12 protein-coding genes are annotated in these 23,193 nt (G+C 43.3%); 5 read left to right on the top strand and 7 right to left on the bottom strand.

The annotated features are described in order from the left end of the window. The first annotated feature begins 344 nt into the window (after nt 1-344). The 3 genes from AC5FX4_RS07585 to AC5FX4_RS07575 all read left to right on the top strand — a co-directional run bounded on the left by AC5FX4_RS07585 (nt 345) and on the right by AC5FX4_RS07575 (nt 5,303). Nucleotides 345-2,279, top strand: a complete 1,935-nt coding sequence (locus AC5FX4_RS07585) for a hypothetical protein (RefSeq protein WP_493605832.1) — start codon at nt 345-347, stop codon at nt 2,277-2,279. Nucleotides 2,280-2,760: 481 nt separating this feature from the next. Then, complete coding sequence (locus AC5FX4_RS07580) at nt 2,761-4,083, top strand: ABC transporter permease (protein WP_493605831.1); 1,323 nt, start codon at nt 2,761-2,763, stop codon at nt 4,081-4,083. Nucleotides 4,084-4,091: 8 nt separating this feature from the next. Beyond that, nucleotides 4,092-5,303 carry an ABC transporter permease gene (locus tag AC5FX4_RS07575; protein ID WP_493605830.1) on the top strand — a complete coding sequence of 404 codons (1,212 nt, stop codon included), beginning with the start codon at nt 4,092-4,094 and terminating at the stop codon, nt 5,301-5,303. 143 nt (nt 5,304-5,446) lie between these two features. Here AC5FX4_RS07575 and AC5FX4_RS07570 read toward each other — a convergent pair whose 3' ends face one another. Both AC5FX4_RS07570 and AC5FX4_RS07565 read right to left on the bottom strand, forming a co-directional pair. Continuing rightward, entirely contained in the window at nt 5,447-8,623 is a 3,177-nt protein-coding gene (locus AC5FX4_RS07570) for an amidohydrolase family protein (protein WP_493605829.1), read from the bottom strand. Nucleotides 8,624-8,729: 106 nt separating this feature from the next. Beyond that, nucleotides 8,730-9,563, bottom strand: a complete 834-nt coding sequence (locus AC5FX4_RS07565; protein ID WP_493605828.1) for a M90 family metallopeptidase — start codon at nt 9,561-9,563, stop codon at nt 8,730-8,732. A 107-nt stretch (nt 9,564-9,670) separates the two neighbouring features. On the opposite strand from AC5FX4_RS07565, the gene AC5FX4_RS07560 reads away from it, so the two are divergent. Continuing rightward, complete coding sequence (locus AC5FX4_RS07560; protein WP_493605827.1) at nt 9,671-11,998, top strand: helicase-related protein; 2,328 nt, start codon at nt 9,671-9,673, stop codon at nt 11,996-11,998. A 5-nt stretch (nt 11,999-12,003) separates the two neighbouring features. On the opposite strand, the gene AC5FX4_RS07555 is transcribed toward AC5FX4_RS07560, so the two are convergent. Then, nucleotides 12,004-12,918 carry an alpha/beta hydrolase gene (locus AC5FX4_RS07555; protein ID WP_493605826.1) on the bottom strand — a complete coding sequence of 305 codons (915 nt, stop codon included), beginning with the start codon at nt 12,916-12,918 and terminating at the stop codon, nt 12,004-12,006. Between the two features lie 511 nt (nt 12,919-13,429). Between AC5FX4_RS07555 and AC5FX4_RS07550 the strand changes: the two genes are divergently transcribed. Then, nucleotides 13,430-15,649, top strand: coding sequence for a TonB-dependent receptor (locus AC5FX4_RS07550; RefSeq protein WP_493605825.1), 2,220 nt, complete (start codon nt 13,430-13,432; stop codon nt 15,647-15,649). Nucleotides 15,650-15,702: 53 nt separating this feature from the next. Here AC5FX4_RS07550 and AC5FX4_RS07545 read toward each other — a convergent pair whose 3' ends face one another. The 4 genes from AC5FX4_RS07545 to AC5FX4_RS07530 form a co-directional block, all read right to left on the bottom strand. Then, nucleotides 15,703-16,956: a S41 family peptidase gene (locus tag AC5FX4_RS07545; protein WP_493605824.1), complete on the bottom strand. Its 1,254-nt coding sequence runs from the start codon at nt 16,954-16,956 to the stop codon at nt 15,703-15,705. 157 nt (nt 16,957-17,113) lie between these two features. After that, nucleotides 17,114-18,454, bottom strand: coding sequence for an alpha/beta fold hydrolase (locus AC5FX4_RS07540; RefSeq protein ID WP_493605823.1), 1,341 nt, complete (start codon nt 18,452-18,454; stop codon nt 17,114-17,116). Between the two features lie 593 nt (nt 18,455-19,047). Next, a complete protein-coding gene (gene uvrB, locus AC5FX4_RS07535; protein WP_493605822.1) occupies nt 19,048-21,060 on the bottom strand; it encodes an excinuclease ABC subunit UvrB in 2,013 nt (670 codons plus the stop codon). After that, on the bottom strand, nt 21,060-22,436 hold the full coding sequence (locus AC5FX4_RS07530) for an MATE family efflux transporter (protein WP_493605821.1): 1,377 nt from the start codon (nt 22,434-22,436) through the stop codon (nt 21,060-21,062). The genes uvrB and AC5FX4_RS07530 overlap by 1 nt, the downstream gene beginning before the upstream one ends. Nucleotides 22,437-23,193: the final 757 nt, after the last annotated feature.

The following is a 23,193-nucleotide window of genomic DNA, read 5'->3' as shown; positions in this document are numbered from 1 at the left end:
TTACATTTTTTTTTCATTTTTATCGTTTTCACTCTTCTGACTGTCTGCTATTACTGCGAAAAAGCCACCAACAGAAATTATTAAGCCAATAACATTTAAGGATAATTTTGAGAATTTTCAGTATCAACGAAGAGTTTGCACAGTTTCTTATTAGGGACGTGACTGATAACATAAGTTAGCTAATGGTTTTAAAAGAATGAACTTCAGGTTATGAGGACATATTTAAGTAATTTTGTAGGTTTGACGTTTACGGATTAGCCCTTTAAAAGAACTTACTCATCTGATTTGGGCATATTTGTATTTCTAGAGTCACGTTTAGTGACCAAACAATAAGGAAAATTAACATGAAAACGAAACTATCATTGGCCATGCTATTTCTGGGAGGCGCTCTATCTGCTCAAGCGGCGGAACCAGACAAGTCTAAAGGATATGCAGATGATGATAACTTTAATGCACATGGCACATGTAGTTATAACAATATAGGAATTAATTATGACGATGATTCCAACTACAATTATTTACACCACTTTAAAAATAAAACCTCTCAGTTTGATTACCTGAACTATAAGCCGAGTTTTAACAATCGCGCGCTTCGGGGTAACTGGTACAGCTTAGACAATCAACTTTTTAAAGTTGGCACTCGCAACATCCCAAAATATTCAGGTGAGACCGCCACAGGTTCAGCAAAAGCGGCACCAATGGCAGTTCAACAAGGTGACTGGACATACGTTGTTCTAAACGGTGCACATTCAGATTGTGCGGTTCAAGGCACTCCCCCAAACAAAGGTTATGAAAGATTAGTGGTCGCAGTTTCTGCATATAATCATAAAACTGGCGAAGTTAAAGAGCCAGCGATCATCCATGTAAAAAATACCAGCGATTTCCATGATACCGCTGTAATTAATATGGATAACAATGGCTATTTATATGTGTTTATTTCTGGCAGAAATACGTCTCGTGGCGGATTAATTTACCGCTCTAAATACTCACACTTAAATGGTGCGCAGGATCTAAAGGGGTTTACACTAGTTGATGCCGAAAATAACTTGAGTAAAGAACTCGAACCAAGCACCAACTGTGGCGACACTGAAAAATGTAAATACATTGGTTTTTCATACCCTCAAGCTTGGTGGACACGCGATAAATTTGTCTTACTTAATACCCGCTATATCCAAGTGCCAAGCACGATTAGTAACACATACAGACAAACCACACGACGTCAAATTTACATGACCGAAATCACACCTACTGGTACCTCGGTAAATATTGAAAAAAGCAAAAAGCTAGTCGCTATTAATGATGATGTTGCTTTTGGACACTATGCCGTAAGTACCGAACGCAACGGTGTTATTGCTATGGCCTTTAATGTGCACGTTCCAGATAAATGTACTTTAAACAGAGGGTATGATGATAGTTGTAAAATAGCGGCGGGAAGCCTCGGAGCATCGTTAAACCGTCATTTCCCAAATGATAATCGTACTAACGTTTACTTTATGTACTCTAAAGATGGCGGTGATACCTGGTACAATCGCTTAAATCAAAAGCTAATTGATACTCGATACGGCGATTATATTTCTGACTTCAATACCCTGAACAAAGCGCTACTTTATAAATCAGACTCAAACGTAGACATAGTGAATGGCTATACACCAGAAGAGAATTTGATTCAAAAGCGTGCTTATATGAAAGACATTGACTTTTCGATGGGCACAGACGGCAAACTCGCTGCGCTAAAAGTATTATTTGTCGAAAGTGATGGTATTCACGGCTTTGCCCCTAAGTCAGCGACTGAATCAAAAGCCCTTATCCGCGCTAAAGTCGTTGATGAAAAAGGCACCGCCACTTATGTCGGGTGTTACGATAGTGGTAATTGTGCGACCGATCATGCTTATTCCGCAGGTGCAGTAAGAACAATTAATCGCTATGGCTATAGCGAAATTGCTTTTCCAATGCAGACACAAGGCGACAGCTTAGCGGGTGGTAAAGTACACCTGTATACAAGTCACTTAAAGTATAAAACTGACATTTATGTTTGGAGTTATAATGGCGCTCAGCACTACGCAGATCCGAAAAATGTTAACTTTATTCGTAAAGTGCATAATGCAGCTTGGGGTTGGAGTGGAGAACCTGTGTACTTCTGGTCACAAAGTGCTTCCGACAACAAAGTCGATTTTGTTTTAGCCGGTAAAAGTGGCTCTCAAGTGATCCTGAATGATCACTTTGGTACAAATAAAACAATGAGTTGTCCAACTCAATATCTGTTCAATAAATGCCAATAAGTAACAGCAAATCAGTCTAAGTGAACAACTATTTTAATGTAGCTGTTTAAGAGAAATTAAAAAAATTGGCCCAGTTTTGGGCCAATTTCAAATCAAAATAAACTCAGTTTATCTAGACGTATAAGTCACGTTGTACGTTCCTGTTATTTTCGCTCTGACTTCAAGCACAACATCTCCAGTTGTTTGCTTTAATCTTTAAATCGAACGGGTGCAAAATATGAAACTTTTAATCTTTCTTTTTGAACATGTACACAGAGATTTGAGCATCTCACCAAAATAAAATTAACAACAGTTGATTGTTTGTTAAAACTACGTACTATAAATCGGTAATTGAGGGTCTGACTCTGTCTACATTCAAACACGAAGTCATCGACCTAAACATGGAATGGAACCAAGCGGGTGTCACCCCGCTAAATAAAAGGATTAAAACAATGACATATCGATTAAACTCACAACAACAGCCACTGTACGAGTAGTAACGATGTTGGCTTATTATTTTAAACTTGCGTTTTTGGGGATACGTAAAACCCCTTTATTAAGCTTTTTGATCATTATCATGATAGCGGTTGGGATTGGTGCAACCATGACTACCTATACCGTAAGTTATATGATGTCTAAAGATCCGATCCCCTCAAAAAGTCATACGCTTTTTAATGTGCAATTGGATAGCCTAAGTAAAGAAGAAGCCGCTAAGATGGGTGATAAACTCTACTACACAATCACCTATCAAGATGCTGTTAACCTGCTTAAATCTGACATCCCCCGTTATCAGGCTGCCTTAAATGCAAGTGAGGAAATGCTCTCGAATCCTTTGCGACCTGACGTAATAGCACAAAGCGTGATGGTGAGAACAACCACTCCTGATTTTTTTAGGCTATTTGAAGCGCCCTTTGCTTTTGGCAATGGTTGGGACCAACAAGCAGAAACTGACGCCGCCCAAGTGATTGTGCTGAGTAAAAAAATCAATCAACAATTATTCAATGGTGAAAATTCGGTTGGAAAAACTGTGCGTTTCGCAAACAAGGTATTTACCGTGACAGGCGTTTTAGATCATTGGGTGCCCATTCCCAAATATTACAGTCATGCTTTGGACACATACAACGAACCATTCGATGTCTTCATTCCTTTTAACACACAAATGAAAAACGCGTTCTTCTCCACTTCAACCGCCGATGCCTTTTGTTGGAAAGACCCTGACGATGGCACCTTTGCTGCGTTGTTAGCCTCAGAATGTATGATGATAAATATGTGGGTTGAATTACCGGATGCGCAAGCACAAGCTGAATATAAAGACTTTCTCACCAACTATATGATAGAGCAGCAGCAACTTGGACGCTTTCCAAATAGTACTCGCTCTAAGTTACTCAACGTACAAGAGCGTTTAATTGACGATGAAATGATTTCGAATGACAGCAAGTTGGCCGTATGGCTTGCGGTGCTCTTTCTTATCGTATGCTTACTCAATTGTATGAGTTTGATGATGGCAAAATTCTTCGCTCGCGCCAATGAGATAGGCCTGCGTCGAGCCGTGGGCGCCAGTCAGCAAGCTATTTTTACACAATTTGCCACCGAGTTGGTGCTACTTGGTCTCTTTGGGGGCGTATTAGGGCTTTGTTTGACACAACTTGGACTAAAAGCACTGCACAGTGTGTATTACTATATGCCTGTAGATATTATGCAAATGAGTTTTTCTCTGGCGATAGTTACGCTACTTCTCGCCCTTATATGTAGCTTGTGTTTTGGCCTTTTCCCGGTATTCAAGGCAGCTCAAACAACCCCTTCCAGTCAGCTTAAGAGCCTTTAGGAGCACACGTGAAAGACCTTTACCCCATATTAAAGTCTCTAAAAAAACAAAAAGTTGCCCCCATTCTATTAGCATTACAAGTGGCGATCACCTTTATGGTGCTGGTTAATACCGCCTATATGATCAGTGAACGTAGTAAAAAAATGCAGCGACCCACGGGCCTCGATGAGGCAAATACATTTTATATTTCCGCGCACCTGCAAAGTGAAGGAGAGCAACTGATTGGCGAAAAAAACGAGAACTTGCGCCAAATAAGAGAATTAGATGGGGTTATCAGTGCCACAGCCCTCAATAGCATGCCGCTACTTGGGTGGGGTAATTATCTTGACTTATACCTTGACCCAAAAGGTGAAAGTATTGCAATTGGCGGATATTTTGGCGCAGATGAACATGCTTTAACAGCACTAAACCTAGAGTTAATCGCGGGTGAATGGTTTACCCCCACTGACATAGTACCCACTACCAGTGACGGGACCTTTATCGCAACACAAATTGTTGTCACGCAAACGCTCGCAAAACGGATCTACCCAGATAATTGGCGCGCAATTTTAGGCTCAACACTGTACTACAACGACAGCCCTCACCGGGTTAAAGGCGTTGTTAAAACGCTGCAAAATGCATGGCAATTTTGGCATTCGGTCGATGCAACCGTGATTGCAGCAGTCAACGATGCATCATCCGTTAGTGCGCATTACTATGCCATTCGTACCACCTCAGAGCGACTTGATGACGTGATGGCAAAAACGGTTGATTTATTTTTACAAAAGCCGGGGATTAAAATAGAAAAAGTTGAAACCATGTCCCAAGTTCGACAACGCGCTTACCGTGAAGACCTGTCGAGTAACAAAATACTCACCGCGATTGCCCTTAGTCTGGCTTTGATCACCGGACTTGGCATATTTGGCCAAGCGCGCTACAACGTGAGCCGACGCACTAAGCAAATAGGCACCCGTCGTGCACTTGGCGCCAATAAAACGGATATTGTGCGCTACTTTATGACTGAGAACGCCATTGTGTGTGTCACAGGTGTGTGTATTGGCTGGATAGGCGCGGTGATATTGAACAATCAATTTGTTACTTTGCTCACCATAAACCCAGTACCCATGCACTATTTGTTAGCGGGTACACTGATGATCATCGCTTTAGGCCAACTGGCCGTTGTCTACCCAGCAACCAAAGCAAGCAACGTATCACCCGCGATAGCCACACGAGGGGCTTAAACAAGGCGTTTCACTTATCAAAATCACATAAAAAAGCCACAACACCCGTTGTGGCTTTTTGCATCTGTGTATGCGCTTAAACAATCCTGAGCTTCGTCAGGATGACAAAACCCAGAATCTTTAAGTGCTTTGCACTATTTGAATTACTGTTCGAAGTACATTTTATCGCGTGCTGATTGACCCACTTCATTCATTGTCGCTGCGTCGAATAGACGACCATTGATCATGGTGTAAGTGACCTTGTCGGTATCACGGATATTGCTTAGCGGATCGCCGTCAATGACCACTAAATCCGCCAGTTTACCCGCTTCAATCGAACCTATGTGCTTATCTAAGCCAATATACTTTGCTGAGTCTAGGGTTGCTGCGCGGAGTGCTTCAAGTGAAGACATGCCGCCTTGTGCAAACATCCAAATTTCCCAGTGTGCCGCCAAGCCTTCACGCTGGCCGTGCGCACCAAGGTTCACCAAAATGCCTTGATCTTGCAGCTCTTTAGCTACACGCGCGTTGTTAAAGTGGTTGTAGTGATACTCTGGCGCTTTAGTACGGCGTAACGAGCTTGGTAGTAATTGATTCTTAGGCACAAACTTGCTTAGTCTTGGGTGCTTCCACACGTCTGTTTTGTCGTACCAGTAGTTTTCACCCCAAATACCGCCATAGGCAACACCCAGTGTTGGCGTATAGCCCACTTCAGTTTGTGACCACAGCTGCTTAATGTCGTCATAAATGTTGGCCACTGGAATAGAGTGCTCTACACCAGTATGACCATCCACCACCATGCTTAAGTTATGCTGTAGTAGTGAGCCTCCTTCAGGTACCACCATCATGCCCAGTTGGCGAGCCGCTTCTACCACTTGCTGACGTTGTTCACGACGTGGTTGGTTGTATGACTTAACACTAAACGCACCCACTTTTTGTAAGCGTTCAATATGGAATTTAGCATCATCAAGCGAGTCAATGTGCGCCGTATAACCCGGTACATTGGCACCATACAGAATGGTTCCCGTAGAGAAAATGCGTGGGCCAACAATTTTACCCGCCTTTTGCATTTCGCTTGCCGCAAATACTTCTGTAGTATCGTTAGATGGATCGTGAGTCGTGGTGACGCCTAAAGCAAGCTCTGCCAGGTTACGCCAGTTCTGCTGTGGAATAATTTCTTCACTGCCTTGTCCGCTGTGCGCGTGCACATCCACAAGCCCTGGAATAATCGTTTTGCCAGCTACGTCAATGACTTTTGCATTGGCTGGGATCGTCACCTCAGACGTAGAGCCAACCGCTTTAATGTGTTTACCATCAGTGAGTACCACACCATTTTCAATGACTTTATCACCTTGCATGGTGACGATGGTCGCGCCTTTAAGTGCGATCATGCCTTTCGGCGCATCCATTTTTTGCTTAAAGCCAATGTCAGTGCCGCTTTTCACTTTAAAGTCAGCCTCTTTATCCTGCTTAATGTCAAACATTCCGTCTAGGCTAGCGTGGTAAAGCTCAGGTCCTAAGCTCCAATACAACTTGTCACCTTTTGCACTCCAACTGATGTTCTCACCGGCACGCACTGACAACTGCTCAACTGGGAACTGTTTATCCGTTGGAGAAATTGAGATCTTGCTACCCGCTTTTACAAACGGTGTGACAAATACTTTAAAGCGCTCTGCAAAGGCAAGGTATTTGCCGTCTGGCGACACGCGATATTCCGTTGCATGCTTAGCGTCATAAAGTGTTTTTGACTCTTTGGTGTTCAAATCTATTGAGCGCAGCTCAGGATCTTGACCTTGCGCCATCACGTAAATCGTGTCGTTACTGTCAGCAAATTGCGCTTGGTAACCGTCTTCACTGATAAGCTGTACATCACCGTCTTTACTCGGTACTTGATACAAGCCCGGCTTTAACGACCATTCAGGTGCGAGTAACGAGCTACCGCTGCTCTTACGGAATACCACTGTTTTCCCATCAGGGCTAAAGGTTGGCTCTACATATTTACCCGGCTCTTTTGTAATCGCCTTACCCGTTTTACCACCACCGATAGAGATGACACGCACATCACCTTGCTTGTTGTCATCCCACGTGGTGTAAACCAGTTTTTTGCCGTCGCGAGAAAACTGCGGGAAAAACTCAAAGTGATCATTTTGTGAGGTTAAACGCACTACTTTGCCAGATTCAAGATCGCGCTTGTAAATATGCCCCATGGCTTCAAACACGGCCGTGTCACCGTTTGGTGAAACCTGCACATTACGGAGCATTTTTACGTCAAACTGTTCTTGATCGATATTTTGCGCAAAACGCAGGGCTTTTTGTACTTTTTTGGTGGTGTTGACACTAAATTCAATGGTGTCAATTGACTTGTCAGCCACCTTGATTTGATGAATTTTACCACCCGCCCAGAATACAATTTTTTGGTTATCTGGTGTCCAAGCCATAGTTGGGTATACACCGTGAATAGCCCAAGTTTCCTGCATATCACGCTCTAGGTTGCCGTATAGTTTGGTTTCTTTACCTGACTCTAAATCATACAAATACAAGCTTGATTGGAAATCATCGCGCTTAACATAAGCAAGGGTTTTGCCATCCGGTGATGGCGTGGGGCGGATCGCACCACCCATGCCCGATAAGATCACTTTGATCTCACCCGTTTCACGGTCAAAACGCTTAATTTTGTAAATGCCCGATACAGAATCTTTTGAATAGTGGAAAGTTTTACCCGGTGTCGCGTCTTGTGAGAAGTACACGTAACGGCCATCTGGAGAGAATGCTGGTTCGCCTAAATCTTTTTGATCGTTCGCACGGGCTGTCAGTTTTACGCCTGTGCCACCTGATTTGTGATACATCCATACTTCACCAGCACCTAATGAACGTGTTGCCGTAAAGTGCTTACGCGCCACAATGAAATCACCGTCTGGGCTCCAAGCTGGGCTATTCAACAAGCGGAAAGTTTCGTTGGTCACCGCTTTTTGCTCTGAACCATCGGCCTTCATTAACCAAATATTATCGCCACCGCCCTGATCCGAAGTAAACGCAATGTACTGGCCATCTGGGCTAAAGCGTGGCTGCATTTGCCAACCAATATCGCTCGTGAGTTGTTTGGCTTCGCCACCAGTGATTGGCATGGTGTAAATGTCACCCAATAGGTCAAATGCCAGTGTTTTGCCATCAGGGCTAATATCCACGTTCATCCAAGTGCCTTGTGACACCGAGATTTTAGCGTCAGAAAATTCACCTTGCGGTGCGTCTACTTGCCATTTTTCTGATTTTTCTTCTGCTTGAGCCGTGCCCAAAGCTAATGCAATAGAGAGCGACAGCGCGCTGTAAAACTGTTTTTTCATATTTCTTATTACTCTCAACTTAAAGTGGCCACATCTCAACAAAAAATCAGCTCAGTTACCAGTAAAATGCCATCAATAACGGAATTACGCGGCGATCTTAGGCCGATTAAGCACGATGTTGCCAAGCTGTCGGGTCGAATTGAAAGTAACGAGTCAAAAGGCGAAAGAGTTCTGGATCATAGCTTTTGAGCTGAGTTGGCTTTTCAATAAATGTTTCTGTCAATACCGCAAAAAACTCCGCTTCATTGGTTGCGCCATAACTATGGATCACATGAGGCATTTGGTAAGCAACATGGCTTTTTAAATTGGTAAATGCGCGACTAAATACACGAGACCAATCGGCATAATCCTGCTTAGTTGCTAATTGAGGCGTGCCATTAGTTTGCCCAGTTTGTTGGTCCAATTGATGGGCAAATTCATGAAACACCAAGTTGTGCCCATCTCCAGGTAGGCGATTGCCCTCCAGCACATCATGCCAACTCAACACCAGTGTGCCACCCGGCCAAGACTCTCCTTGACGGATAGACGTATGGTAATTCACAAGGCCTGCGCTGTCAGTGCTGGTTTGTGGTGCGTAGTAACTACTTGGGTAAAGTAGCACTTCTTTGACGTTTGGATACAAAGGCCATGCTTGTTTGAGCACGAGTAGGCAGGCATCTGCGGCCACAATTAGTTCCATCGCGCGATTGACCTTTAAACCGTCACGTCCGATGATACGTTTTTGATCTAAAAACCAAATAATGTGCTTCTCTAACGCAGCTCTATCGGCATCCGTCATTGCTCTGTAAATTGGCATGTAGTTGAGCAGTACGCGCTTATCCTTGTCAGACAAAGCATGGTCTTGATATTTCTTTGCCCACAATATGTTTTGGATGTCTTGCCAGCGCCAATACGTCACCACAAAGGCCACCAGCGCGATCAGTAAAAAACCGTTTATCATATTTGATTACTTATTCATCTTTTTAAACATAGTTGGTACAAACTGCGGCATTTTCAATATAGCTTTGATAATATTTGTGTTTGTTTTACAAACCTGTATTTGAAGTTATGACCTTACCCATTGAAGCCATTAAGTCTGAATTTTTAACCACTCTCGAACAAAACAATATCGTTGTGAGTGCGGCTACAGGCTCAGGTAAATCAACCTGTTTGCCTTTGTGGGCAAATAAACAAGGTAAGGTCTTGGTGATTGAGCCAAGGCGGATTGCTTGTACGTCTTTGGCAGAGTTTTTAGCCGCTCAAGCGGGGCAACGCATTGGCGAAAAAATTGGCTATGCCATTCGATTTGAGCACCATTTTGACGAGCGCACGCAAGTGGTGTTTGCCACGCCCGGTGTTGCATTGCGATGGTACTTTGAAAACCAATTGAGCGACTACCAAGTGGTGATGCTCGATGAATTTCACGAGCGCCGATGGGACATGGACTTACTACTTGCGCTGCTAAAAACGCATGACCAACATCGTTTAATTGTGACTTCAGCGACGCTGAATACCACCCCACTTTTAAACTATTTGCACGCTAAAGCACTGTACAGCGAAGGCAAAATGTACCCGGTTGAAGAGCTATTTATTGCCACGGACACCCGTGCAATGCCAAGCAAATATGATTTAAGCGAACGTATTTGTGAGGCGTGCGACTACGCGCTAGAGAACACCAGTGGTGATATTTTGGTGTTTTTACCCGGCAAAGGGGAAATTCAAGCCGCTGCGGGTCAACTTTCTCATCTAGATGCATTGGTCGTACGCTTATATGGTGGCTGTAGTGCAGAACAACAAAAGTTGGCACTCAATGTTCAAGACAAGCAGCGTATCATCCTAGCGACCAATGTGGCCGAAACCTCGTTAACAATCCCTAATGTCAGTTGTGTGATTGACTCGGGTCTTGAACGTCGCACCCATTTACGCGCGGGAAAAACCGTACTCAATTTAGAGGCCATTGCCAAAGACTCGGCTAAACAGCGTTTAGGCCGTGCTGGACGTACACAATCAGGTTTGTGTATTCGCCTGTATGGTGAACATGCGCCATTGATTGACACGACACCACCAGAAATACATCGAGAAAGCCTCACCGAACTGGTACTTGCCGCGGGTTGTTCAAGCGATGGAGTCGACAGCTTGACGTTTATCGAGCCACTGCCCCAAGCTTCAAAGTCGCAAGCCATTGAAAAGCTGATACGCATAAACGCGATTAATAGCAGTCAAAAAGCAACGACACTGGGCAAAATGCTCTACCCACTCCCCGTCGATGCCGAGTTAGCCTATTTAATCCAAACGATGCCAAGTAAAGCTTTGCAACAAGCGATGGTCGATGCCATTGCTGTACTAAGCGTACCTGCTCGCGTCTATCAATTGCCTAATTCACCAGAACAAGTGGATACTTTAAATAAACAACTGCCAAACCACTGCGATCTTGAATTGGTCATTGCGCTGGTGCGAGATCAGCTAGACTGCGTCAAAGCTGAGCCTGATGCGCTCAACGAGGCGAAACAATTTAGTGACCAATTACGCATCGCATTTGACTTACCCGAACGAAAACACGCCGCAAGTTATGACCGAAACTTGCTTGTTGAAGCCATAGCCAAAGCAAAACCTGATTGGTTATATGTAAAACGCGCCAATCGTCGTGGTGCATTTGGTAACGGTCAAAGCGAAGTTGTGCCTGCTAAAGAAACCCGAATAAATGATCATTGCCAAGCCATGTTGGTGCTCGATACCTATGCACTCGCGGGAAAAGGCACCAAGCAAGCCATGACACTCGCCACCTTAAATGCCCCTGTAAGCTTGAATCTCGTCTCCAATCTTGGCTTGGGCGAGCAACAATTTGTTGATGCATGCTTGATTGATGAGCGAGTCATGGCAAAAATACGCTGCGTTTACGCGGGCCTTGAGTTAAACGAACAGCTTGTTGAAGCATCAGGAAAATTGCTCATCCCCGCCTGCGTCGAACTGATTTTAAAGGGCGAACTGCTTGCGCCAGCTGGCGAGCAAATTATGCAATCTTTAGCCCAACATCAGCTCTATTACCAAGCGCAAAACACACCGTTTGAGGCGCTAACACCAGAGCAATATTTAACGCAAAAGCTGCAAGAGATTGGCATTGCAGATCAGGATGATTTAACACTGATAGAAGCTGTGGATCTGTTTTATCAACAAGTTGAGCCTTGGGAGTTAGACCCGTTTATCGAAAAGCACCCTTTGCAAGTGCAGTTGAACGATATGCTTATGCAGGTGGAATACTCGTTTACCGGTAAACGCATCCTCTTACATCATATTGGCGGGAATAGAAAAGAAGCGCCTAAAAAATGGGAATTGCCCGCATGGTCTGGGTTTAAAATTAGGTATAAAAAAGCCAGTAAAGTGGTTGATGTGAAATAACGGTTTTATAAGGGCTCTACCTTGCTGACTCCGGTTACCTGGGTTGATGATGCGTTTTGCTTGAACTGATAATAAGCCTCAAGCGCCTTTGGTACTGAAATATAAGGGTTCTCTGTATGACTTGCTCCTTCACTATAACTGAACGCAGACACTAAATTGCTGGGCGCTTGCGAACTTAATACCGCCAAGAGGCCTTCAAATGAGCTTGTGATAATATCGTTTTCCGCACCACCTATGCTCAAATATAAAAACCGCGCTGCACCTTCTACATCTTTGATATCATGCTTAAACTTGCGAACTACAACCGAGTCGTCATACCAAGCGGCAGGACTAAAAGCAAAGTAACCAGTAAAAAGTGTCGGTTTTTTGGTAAGTGTATAAAGCACAAAGCTGCCACCAGCAGAAAAACCACTAAGTAAACGGTTGTCATTAATCGCATAGTTTGCTTCAAGGTATGGTAGAAGTTCAGATTCTATGAAACGCAAAAACACATCTGCTTTGCCAAATATCTCAGGCGCATTGTCCGACTCTGGCCTCGCTTGAATTTGCACGTCTTTGCGCGCATACGGCGGAACTAAGTCTCTATTTCTCGTATCTGTCCAAAACAAATTGGGGATCGCAACCAAAATAGAATCATCAACTTTACCTTGTACTGCGTAGTCAGAAATCACTTCATCCCACCTTGATAAATTGAAGTTGCCATCAGTTTTAATTATCAAAGGGTAACGCTGACTAGGGTTATAATTATCAGGTAAACGTATAAAGATTTTTCTGTCTTCATCGAGCTGCTTAGAGTAAATCGTTCGATCAATAAATTGACTGGTATACTCTTTTGTATAGTTTGAATATGTCCTCACAAACACCACCAAACAGACAATTAGCATAACGCCTAGGCACAGCTTTATTCTTAAAGTTCCCATCCAAGCTCCTTTTACTTTTATTGTGTTAGAAAAATCATCCATACTACTCAAAGGAGTGAACAAAAGCATCTCAGCTTTAAGATTTTTTACCCTTTTTAGACCCGAAATTCCCAATACCCCGCCATATTTCTCAATCAAAACTCTAATTACCAGAAAAGACAAGAACATAATATCCTCAACATACAACAAAAATGGAAAATGTATTCAAAAAAGGCACTTGCAGAGAAAAAACGCCCTCTTTTTGGGTTGCCAAATTTAGAAAGTACAATGTATAATGTCCTCCCAATCGAATAGCAGCTTTTCGCTGACCTTTCATTTTTGTAATTGCCGTTAAGTAAAATAAAAATACGTAGCAGTCTCCCATGGATGATTGCGTTTTTTTGCGCGCGCGTTTTACAAAAGAATGGCCAGTGGTTGCATTCACGGTTGGCGAGTTCCCGCACAGCGAGTTTCTTCGCATGAAACCAACACACACGAGATTTAAAAATTTAACCGTTTCTGAGGAACAAATATGAGCATCACTGTACGCAATTTATCCCCTATTGCCGGCGCTTTGGCAGTAGCACTAGCAAGCTTATCTTCTACATCAGTAATGGCAGAAGAAGCACAAGCTGAAAAGTCAAAAATTGAAGCAATCACAGTAACCGCTACTAAGCGTTCGCAAGTAATTTACGAAGTACCGATTGCAATGAGTGCATTTTCTGGTGATGACCTTGATTCTCAAGGTATCTCAGACATCACTGATGTGGGTAAATTTGTTCCAAACCTGAATATCACTGGCTTCTCAGCAGGTCACAACTCTTCTGCAAACCCGTTTATTCGCGGTATCGGTTTACAAGACCACCTTATTACGACTGATCCGGGCGTGAGTGTTTACGTTGATGGTGTTTATCTTGGTCGCCAAGTTGGTCAAAACTGGAACCTAGCTAACATCGAGCGTATCGAAGTATTGCGTGGTCCTCAAGGTACGCTTTATGGCCGTAACTCAATTGGTGGTGCGATTAACATCATCACTAAACAGCCAGATCAAGCAGCCGTAACCAAAGTAAGCGCAGAAGTGGGTACTCGCGGTCGCTTAAAAGGTAGCATCTTCACTAACCAAGCTGTGACTGAAGACCTTGCATTTAACTTTAACATGGGCTTTAACCGCCGTGGTGGCTTAGGTGAGTTTGTTAACTTGCCGAATGCCGAATACGATGTGGGTGAAAACCAAGAATTCCACGGTCGCGTGTCAATTAAGTACAATGCAAGTGAAGACTTACGCTTAGTGTTCACCGCTGATGCAAACGATGGTGAAGGTGGTACACGTCCTTACACTACACTTATTGATGAGTTACCAAATGGCCGTTTATACCAAAATGGCTTGCGCAACGCGGATACCACAACAGATCCGTACGATAACGCAACAAGCACGATGGAAACTGCGACTGTTTCTAACAAAGCCAATGGTATCTCATTAACAGCAGAGTACGACATCACGCCTGATTTTGGCACTAAGTTTATTTTCTCTAAACGTTCATCTGAGTATAAAGCAGGTTTAGATGACGACAGCACTGCAGTTGCACTTGATCATTACCCAGAGCGTGGCACAGCGGATCAAACTTCTGTTGAGTTACAGTTAACTGGTTACTTAGGTCGTGCGGACTTTGTTACTGGTGTGTACTGGTTTAATGAAGAAGGTTCAAACCGTCAAGATTCATCTGAAGCTAGCTTTGATGGTGGCCCAACTAAACTTGAGCTTGACCAAGAAACAACCAGTCGCGCAGTATTTTTCAACCTTGGTTATGACGCAACTGACGACTTACGTATTTCGGGTGGTGTACGCTACACCGAAGACGAAAAGTCTGCGTCAACCAATGTATTTGACCCAGTTGGCACGATTTCTTCAAGCCGTGATTGGGATGAGATCTCTTGGGAATTAGCAACTAACTACACCTTTGAAAACGGCTTAAACTGGTACACGACGGTACAAACGGGTTACCAATCTGGTCAATACCCCGCGCGTCCTTATTTCTTAATTGGCCAGTTCTTCGGTGCTGGTGGCTTTGATAAGCAAGAAGAAGCTGCGGCAGCTGTACGTGCAAACAACGCATTTATGGCCAGCGACAACATCAGTGCTATTAACTACGAAACAGGTTTCAAAGGTCAGTTAACTGACGACTTCAGCATGAGTGTGGCGTTTTTCAACACTGAATATGACGATTTACCATACCAAGTTAACGTAGTAACCGACGCTGGTTTTGATACTAACAACTTGATTGTTGAGCAAACATCACGCGGCGTTGAATTTGAAAGCACTTACTATGTAACAGATAGCTTTACCCTGCACTCAAGCTTTGGCTTTATGGACGTAGACGTTAAAGAGCAAAACGGCGTTAAACCTGTGGCACCGCTAACGCCTGAGTGGACAGCCTCAATCAGCCCATCTTATGAGTTTGAATTAAGCAGTGGCGCAACGGTTAGCGCGCGTATGGATATTTCATACCGTGATGACATGTATGGTGAGCCAAGCTCAGATCCTCGTCGCATGACGCAAATTGACTCACGTACAACCACTAACTTCGACATTACCTATTCACCTATGAATGCCAACTGGGATATCTCTTTGTATGGTCGTAACATCTTTGATGAGCGCTATGATGATGCCCGTTTGAACACAGGCGATTACATCCTAGTGATCAAGAGCAACGACGCCAGCGAGTTTGGTGTACGTTATAAAGCGACGTTCTAAGTTCACTACTCAATGTAAAAATGCCAGCTTCGTGCTGGCATTTTTTTATCTAATTACAATTTCAATAACGATAAAGCCCTTGCTAACGCGGGATCACCGCCTTGCTCATCTCTATCCGCTGAGTCTAAGCGGATATGCGGAACAAAGTCTTCTCTGAAGCTGCCATTAACATGATACAAACGCTCAAACCCTAACTCTAGCCAAGTGTCACTTTGTGCCAGTTGCACCGTCTTAATTCCACCGAGTAAATCAGCCATAGGCGCGCCAATTACGGTTTTAGCACCAATGGCATCAAAACCTATTGTCATGCCCTCTCCCATACTCCCAGTCCAATGACCCGCCAGCACGACAAACGGTTTGCTGTAGTGAGGTAAAGTGGGTTCGACATAGGCGGTGTCCTTATTTGCTTGAGCATAAGGGACACCGATTTGTTGGGTTCGATAACGCTGATATGCCGTTTTTTGTGTTACAAAGTGACCCAAGATAGGTTCAGCTACACCCGTGTTTCCGCCACTTGGTGTATTGCGTAAGTCGATGATTAACGCTTTAGTGTCGATAAGTTCAATTAAAGCTTGTTTAAACTCATCGACAGTTGCCGTATTGCCAAGTGTATTATTGAAACGGATATAACCCAGTTTATCTATTTGCTTAAAGCTGACGGTCGGGCCATCTCTAAAAGCATTTATCGCCTCATAACTTGCTCCAAGACGATATTGTTTACCACCAATTTCATGTTCAATCGTAATTGTACGCGCTACATTTCTAAAACCACCTAGGCTGACATTGGCTGCAAAGTTGACTTGCTCTAACATCAGCTGTGAGATATCGCGCCCAAGTACTTGCTCAACAGCCTGCTCCATAGGTAAACCATTCACCGCTGTCACTCTCATATTTGGGCGAATGCCTGCCATATCAGCGGCAGATCCTGCCTTAACATCAACAACCACAAACTGTTGATTTTGATAGTTCACATAAATATCTGAGCCGGTTGGATATACACTAAAGTCGAGTTCATTATAAGGACCAAGATTCAAGTGCGGGTCGTAAAAGTTGCGCAATAACTGCTGAGCAGTATCGGCAAATGCCTGCTTGGATTGCGCGGCCATGAGCTTTGGCGCAAATAAATCAAATAGCTCACCTTTATCCACCCCGCTTCTATCGAGGTAAGCATATTGTTGCTCTAAGGTAGTGCGCAGCTCCGACCATGCCGCACTTGCATTAAAATCTTGAGATGCGTTTTGTACCGTCGATTGCTGACAAGCGGATAAGCTCAAAGCTAAAAATCCGGCAAAAACTCCGTTTAACATTTTGTTTTTCATTATTCTTTACATCTATATGACGTCAGTGTTCCGATAATTACATATCGGGTAGGTAAAAGAAAACAGATAACACAAAAAGGCTGTTACATTTGCCATTTGCACAACAAACCAAGTTGCCAGCTTTTCAGGCAACTATTACCGAAAGTCAGTGCTTTCCTATAAAATCACTCATTTTGTCTGCTGCTTGGTGCTTTTGAGCACTCATCATAATCGCGTGAGGCATATCACCGAAAACTTCCAGTTGATAGTTTAGCTTTCTTTCAAACAACTTAATGTGTGCTTTAGCACCATCGATGTGAGTTTTTGGGTCTAAGTCACCGTGTAAAATAAGCACAGGCGTATCTGATTTGGGTATTTTTGCAAAGAACTCGTCTCGCTCATAAGTCGGTAGGCTGTTCTGTGCGATGAGTTTTGGCAACGGGCTCGTAAAATATAATGCCGCCTCTTCCTCTTGATGCTGTGCTTTCGTTTTATTTAATCGCAGATTGTTCTCCGATGAGGTGATAACTTGGCTTAACATAATTGACATACCTACATTGGAGAAGTCTCCCGCAAGATTTTGTGACCATTGCGTGTAGTCTGAAATTGCCCGATTTAATGGGGTATAGTTTTTGGCTATTACCCCATCAACAATAGCTGGAATTTGAGCACGCAGAGATTCATTATCCAAAAACAATCCTAACATTTGTGATAAGGGCACTTTTGGCAACTGTGTGTCTGCGTCCGATAACAGCGCGTAGTTACTTTGAAATTGCGTTATTTTGTCCAACACTGACTGACTGTTAGACATGATCCGCGACAAATACGTTTTTCCCACAGAATTGACGACTTGCGAGCGATTTGACAGGTCATGCTTATCATCTAGCTGATGAGGCACAAGAGAGTCAAGCACTCCCCCAGTCAACTTAACTTGCCCTAATTGCATTACACGTAAGGCTAATTGAGTACCATAAGAAACGCCGTAAACATAGGTTTTTCCGGCGCTATAATGTGAAATAAGCTGGCTGACATCATGTGCTGCGTTAGTAACACTGAAGCTTTTTACATAGTCTGGGTTTTTAAATATATGCTCAAAACACTGCGGCCACTCTTGCGCGACTAACTCACCGCCTCCCACCGAGCTAATTTCCTCTTGAGGGCAGATCCGAGAGGAAGCCCCCGTGCCACGGTGATCGGGTATGTAAATGTCTAAATTGGGGAAGGCTTGTCTGTAAAGTGCAATATCATTGTAAAACCCAGCGCCAGACTCCCCCGGTCCACCTGCCAGTAACCAAACAGAGCCTTTTGAGTTTTCTGCCGGAAACTTACGGATAAATAAAGAGAGTGTGTCGTCTGATTTGCCACCATGATGCAACGGCAATTGCGCGGCTGTGCAGACAGAGTTTGCTAATTTGCTATTTGTAGAATCAAGCTCGCATCGACTGAAATTTGGAAAGTCTGCCGCTGTCCCCACACTAAGCGCCGCACTGAATAGAATTGATAGCACTGTGTACCTGATTTATTATTATTTTCACTCAAGTGTACACACCGTAAGTTTAAACTACAACTTGTAAGCATTTGATCTGTAAATAAACTAATGTACAAAAATACTACCAAACCGTTATGCGAAAACCAACTTAACACGCTATGTGCATAGCTACTTTAAAAACAATAACTGAGTGATTTTATTGATGAAACCAGAAACAAAGTGGCCGTCTGCCTCCAAAATGGAACTCCTTACATAGCGTGAATTATCATGTTAGATGGAAATCGGAAAGAACAATATTCATTAACAAGGAAAATAAATAAAATTACAATTAAAAAAGAAAAAGAAAAAGTTAGCGAAACCCTCAAAAGCCTAAAGTAAACAACAAACGCATGATATAGCGGGAGGAACTGGGACGGCGTCACCTAATATCACTGGCGATCCACAGGCCTGCCCAGATTATTATACGCAGGTATGTACTTTCATTTGCTAATTATGCACTGAAAAACATACATAATGATAAGGGTAAACTATCCTGCTTACCCTTCTAAAGTTTCAAAACAATTCAAAATAAACGCCATAAAAACCATAAAGCTTAAGCCAAATTTAACTTATCACAATCCCAACAACTGTTGCTGCAATTCATGAATTTGGTCACGCACTTTGGCCGCCTGTTCAAACTCCAACTCTCGAGCATGCTGCATCATTTTTGCTTCTAATTCACTTATCTGTGCGGCTAACTGTTTAGGATCGTCGCTTGTACTGATGGCATATTTCGAGCCTTTACTTGACTTAGGCTCCGCAACTTTAGCATCAGAGACGTCCTCGCCCACATCCATCACATCGGTGATCTTCTTAACCAGAGCTTGTGGTTTGATGCCATGTTTTTCGTTGTAAGCATGCTGAATTTCGCGACGGCGCTCGGTTTCCTCAATGGCCTTTTTCATCGATTTAGTGATCACATCACCGTATAAAATAGCTTTACCATTTAAATGACGTGCGGCACGGCCTATTGTCTGAATTAAAGAACGCGCTGAACGTAAGAAGCCTTCTTTATCGGCATCTAAAATAGCCACCAACGATACCTCTGGCATATCCAAACCTTCACGAAGTAAGTTAATGCCCACTAACACATCAAATACACCTTTACGAAGGTCACGAATGATCTCCATACGCTCTACGGTGTCGATGTCAGAGTGAAGATAACGCACTTTAACGTCGTGATCGTTGAGGTAATCAGTGAGATCTTCCGCCATGCGTTTGGTCAGCGTAGTAACCAGCACCCGCTCTTGCTTCTCAACACGCAAATATATTTCAGAGAGTAAATCGTCCACTTGCGTAGAAACAGGACGCACTTCCAACTGCGGGTCTAAAAGGCCTGTGGGGCGAATCACTTGCTCGGCCACATCACCATTCGATTTTTCAAGCTCAAAATCACCAGGTGTTGCCGATACATAAATCGTCTGCGGCGCAATGGCCTCAAACTCATCAAACTTTAAAGGGCGGTTATCCATGGCTGAGGGCAATCTGAAACCATACTCCACTAAGTTTTCTTTACGGCTTCTATCACCTTTATACATAGCACCAATTTGCGACACAGTGACATGAGATTCGTCGATGATCATCAACGCGTCATCGGGTAAATAGTCCAATAAGGTTGGTGGCGGCTCGCCTGGTGCCCGGCCAGATAAGTAGCGGCTATAGTTTTCAATACCTGAGCAATATCCAAGCTCGGTCATCATTTCAATATCGTACTGAGTTCGCTGCGCTACGCGCTGCTCTTCTACAAGCTTGTTGTTTTCAAGCAATTGCGCTCGACGGTCTTTAAGCTCTTCTTTGATTCTATCAATAGCACCTAAGATTTTTTCGCGCGGCGTAACATAGTGAGTTTTTGGGTAAATTGTCGCACGGATCAGATGCTTTTCTACCGCGCCTGTGAGCGGGTCAAACATACTGATACGTTCGATTTCATCATCAAACATTTCCACGCGAATAGCATATGAGTCAGATTCGGCGGGGAAGATATCAATAACTTCGCCACGCACTCGGTAAGTGCCTCGACTGAAATCCATGTCATTGCGGGTATATTGCAGCTCTGCTAAGCGACGAAGCATATCTCGTTGGTTAATGGTCTCGCCGACTTTAAGCAACAACATCATTTTCATATATGAATCGGGATCACCCAAACCATAAATAGCAGAAACGGACGCAACAATGATGGTATCGCGCCTTTCTAACAATGCTTTCGTGGCTGATAAACGCATTTGCTCAATATGTTCGTTAATTGAGGCGTCCTTTTCAATAAAGGTATCACTGGCAACCACGTATGCTTCCGGCTGATAGTAATCATAATATGACACAAAATACTCAACCGCATTGTCAGGGAAAAACTCTTTCATTTCGCCATATAACTGCGCCGCCAACGTTTTGTTATGCGCCATAATAATGGTTGGGCGATTCAAATTACTGATGATATTGGCCATGGTAAAGGTTTTACCTGTACCTGTGGCCCCTAATAAAGTCTGGTGCGCAAGGCCGGCTTCTAAGCCTTCGCATAATTGCGCGATTGCAGTCGGCTGATCACCACTTGGAGAAAATTCTGAAACCAGTTTAAATTCATCACTCATTACGCATACTCCCTCGCAGAAGCGTTGTGCATTTTCGCAACACTTGAGTTAAACCAATTAAATGCAACCAAGGCGGTGACAAAGTTGCCAATTGCAGCACCAATAAATAATCCTGTAAGCCCGCCAACCAGCGATCCTGCATACGCAAAAGGTACATAGAAAATAAACAATCTGACGACACTTAATGCCAGCGCATTCATTGGTTTGTGAAGGGCGTTAAAAGAGGAGTTAGATAGAATAATCACGCCTTGTAAGCCGTAGCTCAGCGGCATGATATAGATAAATAGTTCTATTACGCGTACCACTTCCGGTTCATTTCCGAATGTGCGACTGATCAAGCCTGAAAATAATAGCAGAACAAGATAAATGACCAACTGCCAGATCATGACAAACTGTAAGGTCTTTTTGTAGGCATCTTGAACTCGCTCATACTTACCAGCCCCAAAGTTTTGACTCACAAACGGAGGTAACGTCATCGATAACGCCAATACGACCAAACTCGCTATCGACTCAATGCGACTGCCCACCCCAAATGCTGCAACCGCTTCAGGGCCATAGCCTGCAACAATTGCCGTCATCACCGCCATCGCTAACGGCGTAAGCATGTTTGCACCAGCCGCTGGAAAACCAATTTTGAGTATTTTCTTACTGGCACTCAATACCCCTTGCTTACCACTGTGTAAACTCAGCAAACGTTTCTCAATCGCTAATAGGTATAGAATAATCGCCACCGCCACAGACCAAGCTATCACGCTCGCGATTGCCGCCCCTTTTATGCCTAGCTCAGGAAAAGGACCGACACCAAATATCAATAAGGGATCAAGCACTGCATTAATTAACCCAGCAAAGCCCATAATAAAGCTGGGCGTTTTGGTATCACCACTGGCGCGCAATACCGAGTTGCCAATCATAGGGGTGATAAGAAAAACACTACCTAAAAACCAAATTGAAATGTAGTCATAGATATAGGGCATCACTTGCTCATTGGCACCTAATAAATAAAATATAGGTTCAATAAACACGAAGCCAACCGCAGAGAGCGAAAAAACAAATACAGCCGATATCAGCAAAGCGATAGTTGCATCAAAGCGCGCTTCTTCTATATTGTTCGCGCCAAGCGCTTTAGCAATCACCGCCGATGTGCCAATGCCCAAACCAATCGCTAAACTGATCACGGTGAACGTCACTGGAAAAGTAAAACTAACCGCAGCGAGCTGTTCCGTTCCCAACATACTAATGAAAAAAGTATCCACAATATTGAACATCATGAGTGTGATCATGCCGAATATCATAGGAACGGTCATTCTTTTGAGTGTAGCGGCAATGTCCCCGCTTAAAATATCATTCTCTTTACTTGAAGTGTTTGTTGACGACATAGTTGTGACCTTCATTTATGAGCTAGGCATTTTAGATCATCCCAATCTTGAAACCCAGCCAATTTCGTAACGAATTTTAACGGTGTCGAATCTCTATTAAATAAGGCATAAAACACGCGTTACCTTCACTAGACCGGCATATACAGCAAAAACACACCTAAACTCCTTAAATGACAAATTAGTTACATCTTTAACAGATACTCGTATTTTTTTGCACAATAAAAGTGCGTTGTGGTCATAAAAACTTCACTTTTATCAAAAACCACGCCAATTCTACGTCAAATTATTAAACCATTGATTTTAAATGAAAAAAATAATTTAAAGAAACATATTGAAATGCTCGAAGGGCTCTATTTTCATAGCTTTGACACACTTCTCAAATATTAATAAACAATGTTATCCACAGATTCCGTGGATAAGTTGAGAAACACCAATAAAATAAGGGCCTGCAGATAGATCGTTTCTTGTGTAGGAATAATTAATTGATGATCTTGACAAATTCAAAGGCTGGATCACCCTTTTAAAAAGGGTTTTACTGGGACTATACCTCGTCCCAAGCTAGAAACAGCTTTATTCCATTTATAAGAATAAAAGTATAACAATATGTTTTTAAAAGGGTAAATTAAAAAAGTGGAAAATATATGCAAATAAATCGCAATAAATAAGCAGAAGCCGCCCTACAACTCCCATGACGCGCAAGAAAATTAACCTTTTGACTGGCGATCTTTTTATCTGGATCAAATAACCGTCATAATGA

It is taken from the genome of Pseudoalteromonas sp. ATL1 (assembly GCF_058933015.1).
The sequence above is the reverse complement of the archived record's forward strand: the minus strand, read 5'-3'. Positions and strand labels throughout refer to the sequence as shown.

Coding starts and splice junctions, on each gene's coding strand:
- AC5FX4_RS07585 (WP_493605832.1), top strand. CDS start 345: ATGAAAACGAAACTATCATTGGCCATGCTATTTCTGGGAGGCGCTCTA.
- AC5FX4_RS07580 (WP_493605831.1), top strand. CDS start 2,761: ATGTTGGCTTATTATTTTAAACTTGCGTTTTTGGGGATACGTAAAACC.
- AC5FX4_RS07570 (WP_493605829.1), bottom strand. CDS start 8,623: ATGAAAAAACAGTTTTACAGCGCGCTGTCGCTCTCTATTGCATTAGCT.
- AC5FX4_RS07565 (WP_493605828.1), bottom strand. CDS start 9,563: ATGATAAACGGTTTTTTACTGATCGCGCTGGTGGCCTTTGTGGTGACG.
- AC5FX4_RS07560 (WP_493605827.1), top strand. CDS start 9,671: ATGACCTTACCCATTGAAGCCATTAAGTCTGAATTTTTAACCACTCTC.
- AC5FX4_RS07555 (WP_493605826.1), bottom strand. CDS start 12,918: ATGGGAACTTTAAGAATAAAGCTGTGCCTAGGCGTTATGCTAATTGTC.
- AC5FX4_RS07550 (WP_493605825.1), top strand. CDS start 13,430: ATGAGCATCACTGTACGCAATTTATCCCCTATTGCCGGCGCTTTGGCA.
- AC5FX4_RS07545 (WP_493605824.1), bottom strand. CDS start 16,956: ATGTTAAACGGAGTTTTTGCCGGATTTTTAGCTTTGAGCTTATCCGCT.
- uvrB (WP_493605822.1), bottom strand. CDS start 21,060: ATGAGTGATGAATTTAAACTGGTTTCAGAATTTTCTCCAAGTGGTGAT.
- AC5FX4_RS07530 (WP_493605821.1), bottom strand. CDS start 22,436: ATGTCGTCAACAAACACTTCAAGTAAAGAGAATGATATTTTAAGCGGG.